The 10,674-nt window shown below is 69.9% G+C and carries 12 protein-coding genes; 6 read left to right on the forward strand and 6 right to left on the reverse strand.

Features of this window, described 5'->3' with window-relative positions; translation table 11 throughout:
- The 5 genes from VF794_RS40310 to VF794_RS40330 form a co-directional block, all read right to left on the reverse strand.
- Positions 1-965 (reverse strand): tetratricopeptide repeat protein (locus tag VF794_RS40310; RefSeq protein WP_331119144.1); only part of this gene is annotated, 965 nt, incomplete at its 3' end.
- A 115-nt stretch (positions 966-1,080) separates the two neighbouring features.
- The gene (locus VF794_RS40315) at positions 1,081-2,148 is read right to left on the reverse strand and encodes a DUF2804 domain-containing protein (RefSeq protein WP_331119146.1); all 1,068 of its coding nucleotides are present in this window, start codon (positions 2,146-2,148) and stop codon (positions 1,081-1,083) included.
- 115 nt (positions 2,149-2,263) lie between these two features.
- Positions 2,264-3,436, reverse strand: a complete 1,173-nt coding sequence (locus VF794_RS40320; RefSeq protein ID WP_331119148.1) for an ABC transporter permease — start codon at positions 3,434-3,436, stop codon at positions 2,264-2,266.
- Positions 3,433-4,167 carry an ATP-binding cassette domain-containing protein gene (locus VF794_RS40325; protein WP_331119150.1) on the reverse strand — a complete coding sequence of 245 codons (735 nt, stop codon included), beginning with the start codon at positions 4,165-4,167 and terminating at the stop codon, positions 3,433-3,435. The genes VF794_RS40320 and VF794_RS40325 overlap by 4 nt, the downstream gene beginning before the upstream one ends.
- Positions 4,168-4,189: 22 nt before the next feature.
- Positions 4,190-5,671: an alpha/beta hydrolase gene (locus VF794_RS40330; protein ID WP_414641019.1), complete on the reverse strand. Its 1,482-nt coding sequence runs from the start codon at positions 5,669-5,671 to the stop codon at positions 4,190-4,192.
- Positions 5,672-5,752: 81 nt separating this feature from the next.
- Between VF794_RS40330 and VF794_RS40335 the strand changes: the two genes are divergently transcribed.
- From VF794_RS40335 to VF794_RS40360, 6 genes are all read left to right on the forward strand, one after another.
- Positions 5,753-6,601: an LEA type 2 family protein gene (locus tag VF794_RS40335; protein ID WP_331119152.1), complete on the forward strand. Its 849-nt coding sequence runs from the start codon at positions 5,753-5,755 to the stop codon at positions 6,599-6,601.
- 97 nt (positions 6,602-6,698) lie between these two features.
- The gene (gene panD / locus VF794_RS40340) at positions 6,699-7,091 is read left to right on the forward strand and encodes an aspartate 1-decarboxylase (protein ID WP_331119154.1); all 393 of its coding nucleotides are present in this window, start codon (positions 6,699-6,701) and stop codon (positions 7,089-7,091) included.
- A gap of 113 nt (positions 7,092-7,204) precedes the next feature.
- Entirely contained in the window at positions 7,205-7,648 is a 444-nt protein-coding gene (locus VF794_RS40345; protein WP_331119156.1) for a hypothetical protein, read from the forward strand.
- A 15-nt stretch (positions 7,649-7,663) separates the two neighbouring features.
- Positions 7,664-8,284 (forward strand): EcsC family protein, encoded by a 621-nt coding sequence (locus VF794_RS40350; protein ID WP_331119158.1) that lies wholly within the window; start codon positions 7,664-7,666, stop codon positions 8,282-8,284.
- Positions 8,285-8,785: a GGDEF domain-containing protein gene (locus tag VF794_RS40355; RefSeq protein WP_331119160.1), complete on the forward strand. Its 501-nt coding sequence runs from the start codon at positions 8,285-8,287 to the stop codon at positions 8,783-8,785.
- 277 nt (positions 8,786-9,062) lie between these two features.
- Complete coding sequence (locus VF794_RS40360) at positions 9,063-10,127, forward strand: hypothetical protein (protein ID WP_331119162.1); 1,065 nt, start codon at positions 9,063-9,065, stop codon at positions 10,125-10,127.
- 22 nt (positions 10,128-10,149) lie between these two features.
- Here VF794_RS40360 and VF794_RS40365 read toward each other — a convergent pair.
- Positions 10,150-10,674: hypothetical protein (locus VF794_RS40365; protein WP_331119164.1), on the reverse strand; the 525-nt coding region annotated here is incomplete at its 5' end.

A 10,674-nucleotide genomic window follows, 5' to 3' on the forward strand; every position in this document is an offset into this window, starting at 1 on the left:
TCGCGGATGGCGAGCGCGCGCTGGAGCAGGGGCTCGGCCCGCTCGTACAACCCCTGGGTCCTATAGTGGAGGGCAAGGCTGTTGAGCGAGGTGGCGACGACGGGGTGGCTCTTGCCGAGGGCCGCCTCGCGGATGGCGAGCGCGCGCTGGAGCATTGGCTCGACCCCGCCGAACAACCCCTGGGCTTGAGAGAGGAGGGCGAGGTTGTTGAGGGAGGTGGCGACGTCGGGGTGGCTCTTGCCGAGGGTGGCCTCGCGGATGGCGAGGGCGCGCTGGAGCAGCGGCTCGGCCCGGCGGTACAACCCCCGCTCCAGACAGAGGACGGCGAGGTTGTTGAGGGAGCTGGCGACGAGCGGGTGGTTGGGACCGACAGCCGCTTCGTGGAGGGTGAGGGCGTGTTGGAAGAGGGGCTCGGCCCGGCCGTACAACCCCTGGGCCTTGTAGAGGATGGCGAGGTTGTCGAACGTCTGGGCGACGAGGGAGTGGTTGGGGCCGAGGGCCTCCTCCCGGATGGCGAGCGCGCGCTGGTGGAGGGGCTCGGCCCGGCCGTACAACCCCTGGTTCACATAGAGGACGGCGAGGTTGTTGAGCAGGTCGGCGACTTCGGGGTGGTTGGGGCCGAGGGCCGCCTCCCGAATGTAGAGCGCGCGTTGGAGCAGGGAGTCGGCCTGGTCGTACAACCCCTGGGCCCTATAGAGGAGGGCGAGGTTGTTGAGCGCATGGGCGACTTCGGGGTGGTTGGGACCGAGAGCCCTCTCCTGGATGGCGAGCACGCGCTGAAACAGTGGCTCGGCACGGGCCGGCTCCCCTTGCCGTTGATACAGCTCGCCCACCAGGTTCAGCTCGTTGACGAGTCCGGAATCGCCGCCCGCGTCAAACGGCGCATCCGGCTGCTTCTCGCCAGCCCCCGCTCTTGCCGCACCACAAAGGACCACCACCAGCATCCAGCCGAAGACCTGACGCATCGCTTCCGTCACTCTCGTGGGAGCGAGCAGAGCCCCCTGAATGAGCGGAGCCGCCAAGGTCGGAAATGATGCAGAAAATCCGCGAGGGGCCGTCAGTCCCCCACGGCGGTGCCCCTCACCACAGCATGTCCTGGTCCTCGGTGACGCCGGGCACCCCGGACAGCGTGTACGTCTGACCGTCCACGCGCACCGTGCCCTCGAAGAGGCCGAGCGGCTGGGCGAAGTGGCTCACCACCACCTTGAAGTCGTGGTCCTCCCGGTGGACGTAGAGGGGCTGGAAGCGCAGGTCCACCGCCCCGTCCTCCGTCCTCATGCGCCACGGGTTCATCAGCTCGTTGCGGTCGTACTCGAAGTGCGCCCGGCCCAGCGAGTAGAGCCGGTTGCCGAGCCACAGCGCGTTCTCGTTGATGCCGGCGCTCTCGTTGAAGCCCTCCACGAGGTTGAGGCCCACCGGCGTACCGTCCGCCAGCCGCCCCGCCAGGAAGGCCCAGCGCCACGCGGTGTGCCGCGCCAGATAGCCCTGGGTGTAGTCCGTGCCTCCCACCCCACCGTCCAGCCGGAAGCGCTTGCCTCCCGCCTCCAGGCTGCCGAAGGCCAGCATGCCGCAGCGCTTCTGCGTCACGTTGACGAAGCCGTCCCCCTCCACCGGGGCAATCACCGTGAGCGCCGGAGGCCCACCGGCCACCAGCAGGTCTCCATTCCATTGGAAGGACTGGAGGCTGCCCGTGCGCAGTCGGCTCACGTCCACCTCGAGGTGGTAGCGCTCGTCCTCCTCGCCGCGCCTGGCCGTGAGCCTGCCGCCCAGGGTGCGGAACGAGGCCATCAGTCCCGCTCCGGGCTTGTCGCTCACCTCGGCCAGCGGGCCGGGCGCGCCCAGGAAGCTCACGTCGCACAGGGGCCGCTGCTCCTTGAGATCCAACGCCACGGCGAAGGCGTTGGCCGAGTAGCCCACGTCCACCACCGCGAAGAGCGCCATCACCTCGGGCGTCGCCGCCAGGGTGTAGTGCCAGCGCTTGCGTTTGAGCAGCCGGGCCGGGGCCGCCGCGGGGGCCCACCTGCCCTTCAACCTGGAAAGGTCCACCTCGGGCAGCTCGCCCTGGTAGGTGCCGAAACGGGGTTCACCCGACGCCGTGGCCACGGAGGCCGGCGCGGGAAGGAGACTCAGTTCTCTCTCCGGGGTCATTTCAATATTCAAGGTGGGGCATGTCCTTCCCACATGCCACCCGGCCCCCGGGGACGACGGATCACTCGCTTACAGAACGTCGCCACCAATGTACGCGGGTCAACCTCTCACCTGCTCAAGAGCGACCGAAGACGATGCGCTCGTCGCCCAGCATGCGCGCCGTCACCGCCAGCGGCACCACGGTGAACACCACGCAGCTCACCGTGCCCAGCACGAAGGGCAGCACGCCCAGGGGCTCTCCGCGCATCAGCTCGGACACCAGGAGTTCCTGGCCCAGCACCGGCACGCCGTACATCCACGTCTTGCTCTGGATGGGGGACAGCGCCAGCACCATGCCGGGAACCATGGGCAGCATCATCAGGAGCTGCAGGTACGTCTGCGCCTCCTTGTACGAGCGCGCGAAGGTGGCCACCAACATCTGCACCGCCGAGGCCAGCAGCGCCAGCGGCAGCACGGCCACCATCATGCCCACCGCCGTCGCCGCGTCCAGGCTCACCTTCACCCCCAGGTCCTGAAGCGGCACCCGCTTGGCCACGAGCACGAAGACGGCCGTCACGCCCACCACCATGGTGCAGGCGAACGTCGTGGTGGCCAGCCACTTGCCCACCACCAGCGTCCCGCGCTGCACGGGGTTGAGCAGCAGCGGCTCCAGCGAGCCCCGCTCGCGCTCACCCGCCATGGTGTCGATGGCCACGTTCAACCCGCCCATGAAGCAGGCGATGACGAGGAAGAGGGGAATCATGTTGAGGATGCTCGCGGCCAGCCGCTCCGGCGTGGCCAGGTCCACCTCCTCCACGCGCACCGGGGCGGCCAGCTCGGGTGACACCCCGCGCGCCAGCAGCCGCTGCGTGCCCAGCGTCCCCGAGTACTGGCCGAGGATGGCCTGGATGCGCCGGATGCTCGCGCGCGACTTGGTGCGCGAGTTGTCCACCACGAGCTGCACCTTCGCCGAGTGCCCCGCCGCGAAGTCCTTCCCGTAGTCCTCGGAGACGATGAGCACCGCGTCCAGCGTGCCCGCCTGGATGAGCGACTCGTAGTCGGCGGGGGCCTCGGACAGCTTCACCCCGGTGCGCTCCATGTAGGCCATGAGGCTCGGGGCATGTGCCCGGCCCACCACTGGCAGCTCCACCGGCTTGTCCTGCCGGTTCCACGAGGCCACCACCGTGAACATCACCCCGAAGACGAGCGGCCCCACCAGCGCGCCACCCACCACGCTCAAGATGGAGCGCCGGTCGCGCAGGTGGTCCGTCATCTCCTTGCGAAACACCGCCGCCAGGAGCGCCCTCACTGCATCAACCCCTGGTCACTGCCGATGACCGTCACGAACGCCTCCTCCAGGCTGTCCTTGCCCGTGCGAGCGCGCAGCTCGTCCGGGGTGCCGTCCGCCACCACGCGCCCCCGCGCCACCACCACGATGCGGTCGCACAGCGCCCCCACCTCCTGCATCACGTGGCTGGAGAACACCACGCAGTGCCCCTGCTCGCGCAGCCGGCGGATGAGCGTGCGCACCGCGCGGGTGCTCATCACGTCCAGCCCGTTGGTGGGCTCGTCCAGCAGCACGTTGCGAGGCCCGTGCACCAGCGCCCGCGCCAGCGCCACCTTCATGCGCTCGCCCTGGCTGAAGCCCTCGGTGCGCCGGTTGGCGATGTCCTTCATCTCCAGCAGCTCCACCAGCTCGTCGATGCGCTTGTCCAGGGTGGCGCCGGACAGGCCGTGCAGCTCGCCGGCGTAACGCACGTGCTCGCGGGCGGTGAGGCGCGGGTAGAGGCCGCGCGCGTCCGGCAGCACGCCGATGGACCGGCGCACCTCCAGCGGGCGCTCGGCCACCTCCAGCCCGTCGATCCTCGCGCTGCCCCGGTCCGGCCGGATGAGGGTGTAGAGCATGCGCAGCGTGGTCGTCTTGCCCGCGCCGTTGGGCCCGAGCAGTCCCGTCACCACACCATCCTCGGCGCGGAAGCTCACGTCCTCCACCGCCGTCACCGCGCCGAAGCGCTTGTGCAGGTTCGTCACTTCAATCATGGGTGCTCTCGGCGGGCCGGGCTCAAGGAACCGGGCCGGCGAAGGAGGTGAAGAAGGGCGGGCGCTTGAGGCCGTCGCCGCACTTCGGCTCCAGCCCCTCCACGCTCCCGCGCGTCACGAAGTCCGCCATGAGCGCCCGCGCGCACCCGATGACGCTCGCCCCGTGCCCTACTCCGGGCAGCGCCACGTGCAGGCTGTTCGTCAGCGTGCGCTTCGCGTCCTCGGCCCACACGGGCGGGGTCACCGGATCCAGCTCGCCCGACAGCAGCAGCACCGGCACGTCCGACTTCACCGGCTCGCGGTAGCCCGGGGGCAGCTCGCCGCGCGGCCAGAACTCGCACGGCTTGAGCATGTTGCGCACCAGCGAATCTCCCAGCCACGTGCCCTTCGACTCGCGGACGATCGCCTCCTCCGTGATGAGGGGCGCGTCCTCCGCGCACACCACCGAGAGGAACATCCCCTGGCTCATGTTGCGCTCGAAGCCTCCGCTCATGTTCTGCTGGATGGCGACGAAGGGTCTCCAGTCCCCCTGCGTGGCCCGGTCCAGCACCAGCGGCACCAGCGACGCCGCCTCGGGCATGTACAACAGGCCCCGCAACCCCGCGGTGAGGGTGCCATGGGAGATGGTGATGTCCTCGGGCACTCCCGTCAGCGGGTGCTCCAAGCGGGTGCGCGCCGGCGACTGCTCGAGCTGCGCCAGCAGCGCCGTGAAGCGGCCCCGCAGGTCCGGGTAGCGCTTCGCGCACGCCGCGTCCTGCTCGCAGTGGTTGAAGAGCAGGTCCAGGGCGCGCTCGCTGTCACGTGGCACGTAGAGCGGCAGCAGGAGGGACATGGGCGCCACGCCGTCGAGGATGACGGTGCGCACGCGCTCGGGGTGCTGGCGCAGGTACACCAGCGCGGCGCGCGTCCCGTAGGAGATGCCCCACAGGTTGAGCTTCTCGTAGCCGAGCGCCTCGCGCACCTCGTCCAGGTCGTCCATGGCGATGGGCGTGGTGTACTGGCGCGGATCCGCGTCATAGCCCGCGAGGCACTCGCGGTACTCCTGCTCCGGGTAGGTGTCGTCGAAGTACTTCGACAGCGGCGCGTCGGGCGGCACCGGGTCGCACTCCAGCGGCCGGGAGTCCCCCGTGCCCCGCTGGTCCACGAAGACCACGTCCCGGTTGCGCTGGATGCGCTCGACGAGGGGCAGGATGTGCCCGGCCACCTTCGAGGCCGCCTGTCCCGGGCCTCCCGCCAGCAGCACCAGCGGGTCCACCTCCGGCGAGGAGGCCAGCGCCGGCACCACCACCACCCGCAGCGGCACCTTGCGCCCCTGCTTCGCGGCGCGGTCCTCCCACACCTCGTAGGTGCCGCACAGCGCCTGCCGGCCCACGCCCTCCAGCCGGCACGGTTTGAGCGCCACCTTGCGCCCCGCCCCCGCGTCCGAACTCCGCGTACAGGCGCTCAGCGACAGCAAGGCGCAGAAGAAGACGGACAGCAGTCGGAAAACGCGTACCGTTCTCAAGGTGTCCAAGGAGTACCACACGGCCGGGCATGGGTTTGAATTGCCCGTTAGCATGGCCCGTCCGCTGCCAGCCACATGACCATGAACCCCAAGAACCGCTCCCTCCTCCTCCTCGCGACCCTCGGCCTCGCCCTGCTCGCCGGCCCGGGCTGTGCCTCGCTCAAGCGCATGGCCAAGAACGCCTTCCAGAAGCCCCGCCTCAGCTTCAAGACGGCGCGTCTGGCCCAGGCCTCCCTCGCCGATGCCACCGTCGACCTCGTCTACCAGGTGGACAACCCCAACCCGCTCGGCTTGAACCTCGCCTCCATCGACTACGCCTTCTTCGTCGAGGGCAAGCAGGTGGTGGCCGGCACGCCGCCCAAGGGGCTCTCCCTGCCCGCTCGCGGCAAGGCCGACCTCGTCTTCCCCGCCAACGTGAAGTTCGCGGACATCGCCCCCGTGGTGCAGACGTTCCTCAACCAGGACACCGCCCGCTACAAGGCCCAGGGCAGCATCGGCATCCAGACGCCGATCGGCGTGCTGCGCTTCCCCCTGGAGCACGAGGGCACCTTCGAGGTCCCCAAGGTTCCCCAGGTCCAGTTCGAGTCCCCCCGCATCTCCAACGTCACCCTCCAGGGCGCCACCGTCGAGTTCCCCCTCACCGTGAGGAACCGCAACAGCTTCCCCCTGCCCGTGGGCGGCATCAGCGGCGCCCTCAAGGTGGCCGGGGCCAATGTGGGCAACCTCTCCACGGGCGATCTCGGGCTGCTCGAGGGCAGCGGCTCGCGCCAGCTCACCCTCCCCCTGAAGATCAACTTCCTCAGCGCCGCCGCGGCGGCCAATGCGCTGCGCTCGGGCGGCAATGCCCAGGTGAAGCTGGAGGGCCAGCTGATCTCCGGGAGCCAGAAGGTGCCCCTGGATATCTCCCAGCTCCTGAACTTCCGGCGCTAGCAGGCCGGGCCGGTCAGCGGGCGGGCGGACGGGTGATTGAAGGTTGTCCCCCGTTACGCCCCCCGTTACGGTTGCGCGGCATTATCCTGGACCCCCCATGCGCCGCATCCTCTTCAAGTCCAAAATCCATCGCGCGACCGTCACCCAGGCAGATCTGGACTACGAGGGTTCCGTCACCATCGACCGGGACCTGCTGCACGCCGCCGACATCCTCCCCTTCGAGAAGGTGGCGGTGTGGAACGTGACGCGGGGCACCCGGCTGGAGACGTACGCGCTCGAGGGCGAGGCGGGCAGCGGCGTCATCTGCATCAACGGCGCGGCGGCCCACCTCAACAAGCCCGGGGACATCGTCATCCTGGCCACCTTCGCCGAGGTCGAGGAGCACGAGGCGAAGCAGTGGAAGCCCACCGTCGTCTTCGTGGACGCGGCCAACCGCATCGTTCCGGGGCGGACGGAGGAGATTCCGGGCCCGGCGCGCCGCAGCGCCTGATCGGAGTCGAACGCTCCCGGCGTCAATCGCTTTACCCTCCCGCGCGGGCTTGCCATGCTCGTGCGTCCGGTCCGTACGAGTGAGGGGCCAGGTGCCCCGGAGGCGAGGAAGCGATGAAGTGGACGTGGGCGTGTGGAGGGCTGCTCTGGCTGCTGGCTGGCTGTGGCACCTCCAAGGAAGCCTTCCAGCGCAACCCCAATGACGAGGATGCGCTCCTGGGCTCCGTGCCCGTGGTCCGCGCCCCCCGGGTGGACCGGTGCACCCAGCACCGCCAGTCCTCGCTGCGCGCCCAGTGTGACGAGGCGCGCTACCTGGCCACCGAGTACACCCGGCGGCTGTCCGTGGGCGACGAGGTGTGCCTGGAGGACGGCTACGGGGACGAGCCGGGGCAGGCCTGCAAGGCGCGGGCGGCGGTCATCGATACAGCGCCCAATCAGGTGAAGCTCGAGGTGCGCTCGACCCGGCCGGACTCTCGCTGGTTCAACGTGGAGATGCGCCACGCCTGGTACGAGGAAGGGGCCCTGGTGGACCTTTATCTCGCCGAGCGGGGTTACTGAGGGGAGGAGACACGGATGGCCTTCTATGACCCGATCGCGGACAAGGTGAAGCAGTTCACGCCGGCGGAGTTGAAGAAGCTGGCGGACACGAAGCTGGCGGACCTGGTGCAACAGGAGGTGCCGCGCGCGCGCAAGCGGGTGACGGAGCTGGAGCAGCGCTACCCCTCCGCGCAGACGCGGGAGAAGGCGCAGCGCCTCATCGACGAGAAGAAGCACGTGGCGAGCATGGTGGGTGGGGTGTCGGGCGTGTTCGGCCTGCTGGGCCTGCCCATGGACCTGACGGTGATGGCATGGCTCCAGCTCACGCTGCTGGTGGACCTGGCCACGCTGTACAAGGTGAACCTCAAGAGCGAGCGGGCGCGCAACGAGCTGCTGGACCTGTTCGGGTACGCGGCCGGGGTGGGACCGCTGGAGCGCTCGGGGCCGCGCGTGCTGGGCAAGGTGGCCGAGGTGCTGTTGAAGAAGGGGGGCCTCCAGACGCTGGGGCGGGCCATGCCCCTGGTGGCCGCGCCCGTGACGGCGTACCTCAACAACCAGCACATCCAGCGGGTGGGTGACCACGCGGTGCGCTCCTACGAGGGTTTCGACAAGGCCCATGCGAAGACGAAGCAGGCCTCCTCGCGCAAGGCGAGCTGAGTGACCCACCGCGCCCCTCAGATCTGTCCCCTCACGGGGGCTTACCTGCGCCCCTATTTCGAGTCGCTGCTGATCAAGGCGGTGTCGGACGCGTACGCGGCGCGCATGCCGCTGACGCTGCTGTGGGTGGACGCGGACGAGACCCAGGAGGCCAACGACACGCACGGCCGCGAGGCCATGGACGTGGCGCTGAGCGGGCTGGTGGACGAGCTCGCGGCGGAGCTGGACGGGCGCGGGCCCATTGGCCGGATGGAGGGAGACGCCTTCGCGGTATCCCTCTACGCGGTGGCGCCCTACATGGCGGAGCGACTGGCCGATGGGCTGCGCCGCCGGCTCGCGGCCAGACGCTTCCGCTCGGCGGCCGGCGACTTCCACCTCACCGTCTCGGTGGGAGTGGCGGGGCTGCGTCCCGGAGAGCCCTACGGCAACCTGCTGGAGGCCGCCGAGGCCACGTGCGGCCGGGCGAAGCAGGCCGGGCGCGACCGGGTGGTGACGCGGTAGTCCCCGCGCACGAGGCCCTTCTCGGGCACGACCTGAGGGGTTCTCTGGCTCGAAGGTGTCGGCCCCACGGGTCACCCTTCCCTCGACGAGCACCCGCCTGTCCGGACTGAGCTCCTTCCTGACAAATCGATGCGTCCCTGGTCCGGGCCGACAGGAACGTCGTGCCGTCTCCACTGGGAAACTTCGCATCCACAGGACGGGACGGTTCGGCATGTGACGTGCATCTGGAACCGGTGGGCGCCGGATGGACCGGGGGCCCACCGAACCAGGAGCACGCGTGTTCACCATCACCCCTGTCGGGCACCTCGGACAGAGCAGCATGGCGACGCCGGAGCAGCTCGCTCCGGAGCAGCGGCGTCAGGCCCTGCGTCGGCTCCTGCGTGACTTCACCACCTCCCATCCCGCCCTCGACGAGGTGCTGCGCGCGTCCCTGCGAGACACGGACGCGGAGGTGCGGATGACAGCGGTGCTGGCCGCCGCGCGACTGAGGGCCCGCGAGGTGCTGCCCGCGCTCCACACCGCGGACATTCCCGCCGCGCTCAAGCACCTCGAGGACCCTCGCGAGCGCCGCGCCCTGGAGCAGCTGTGGAGGGGGGTCATTCGGTACCTCCAGGAGCGTCAACTCCCCAGCCTCCTGGTCCCGGGGAGGGATCCGCTCAAGCCGCTGCGCGACGTCGTGGAGGGAAGCGTGGAGGTGACGGACGCCACGTCGTTGCTGATCCACTCCCTCTGCACGCCGCTGACCCTCGGTAGGAGGCCCCGGGTGCTCCCGCCGGGAATCATCGAGCAGAACGGGCAGTACCGCCTGCGCCACTCGGGGCTGGAACTCCAGTGGGTCGCCCCCGTCGATCACTGGCTGGGTGCCAACCCCGTCCGCCGGGTGCGCTCCGAGGGTTTCTTCATGGCCCGTTTCCCCGTCGATTGCTCCCTGACGTCCTGGATGGGTAAGGCTTTACCCATCCGTGTCGTTCCGGACCGGGAGCGGACCTGGCTCGGCTCGTTCGAGGAAGCCCGGCGACTCTGCGAGAATTTCTCACGAATCGAGAAGATTCAGCTGCGGCCCCCCACGCTGGACGAGTGGGAGATGGCGGCCCGTGGGCCGGATGGGCGGCGCCACGCGTGGGGCAACCTGTCCGCGCACCAGGGAGAGCGGAGCCCGTCGCCCTGGGGCGTGGAGGACCTGATGGGTGACGTCCCGGAATGGACGTTCGATCCCGAAAACGGAACGCGCTACCTCCGGGGCGGGGTGGAGTCGCGGGCGTGGGTGCGGCACGGCGTGGAGCTGACGGAGGAGGCGCCCGTCGCGGCCCTGCGGCCCATCGTCTCGGCCTTCTGCGCCTGAGGCTCGGCGGGAGGCCCGCGGCTCAAGGCGTCAGCTCGCGCTTGCCGAGACACTGGCCTCGCGCGCGCGCGAACCCCTGCGCCTCCGTGCCCGCGGTGAGCCACTCGCGCACCGCGTCCACCCGCAGTTGCATCGCCCGGCTGCTCGCCGCGTACTCCAACTGCGCCATGTCGCGCGCCGTCAGCGCCCAGCTCAGCGGTGCCGTCTCGCTGAACTCGAAGATGGCCGTGGTGAAGAAGCACGGCTCGCTCGTGTTCAGCTCGTCCTGCACGAGTCCCAGCAACTCGTCGTTGCGGAACGACATGCTCGACTCGCGCGCCCGCAGTACCGCTTCCGCCGGTGACGTCAGCCCCCCGAGCACCTCGCCCGCTCCGGCCGTCGCCTGAAGCTTCGTCCGCCGGCCGTTGCCCAGGTGGTCTCGTATCTGGATGAGCACCACCCCCGAGGTGCACTCGCGCAACCAGTCGCGGTGCGCGTGCAGCCACATCGCCGCCAGGTCCACCCCGTAGTTGTCGTAGTAGCCCGCGTCCACCACGCGCACGCGCGG

This window comes from Archangium sp. (assembly GCF_036389735.1).
Taxonomy (GTDB): domain Bacteria; phylum Myxococcota; class Myxococcia; order Myxococcales; family Myxococcaceae; genus Archangium.

Bases quoted from the DNA above. Each gene is read 5' to 3' on its own strand.
- VF794_RS40325 (WP_331119150.1), bottom strand. From the start codon at position 4,167: ATGATTGAAGTGACGAACCTGCACAAGCGCTTCGGCGCGGTGACGGCG.
- VF794_RS40335 (WP_331119152.1), top strand. From the start codon at position 5,753: ATGAACCCCAAGAACCGCTCCCTCCTCCTCCTCGCGACCCTCGGCCTC.
- panD (WP_331119154.1), top strand. From the start codon at position 6,699: ATGCGCCGCATCCTCTTCAAGTCCAAAATCCATCGCGCGACCGTCACC.
- VF794_RS40345 (WP_331119156.1), top strand. From the start codon at position 7,205: ATGAAGTGGACGTGGGCGTGTGGAGGGCTGCTCTGGCTGCTGGCTGGC.
- VF794_RS40315 (WP_331119146.1), bottom strand. From the start codon at position 2,148: ATGACCCCGGAGAGAGAACTGAGTCTCCTTCCCGCGCCGGCCTCCGTG.
- VF794_RS40350 (WP_331119158.1), top strand. From the start codon at position 7,664: ATGGCCTTCTATGACCCGATCGCGGACAAGGTGAAGCAGTTCACGCCG.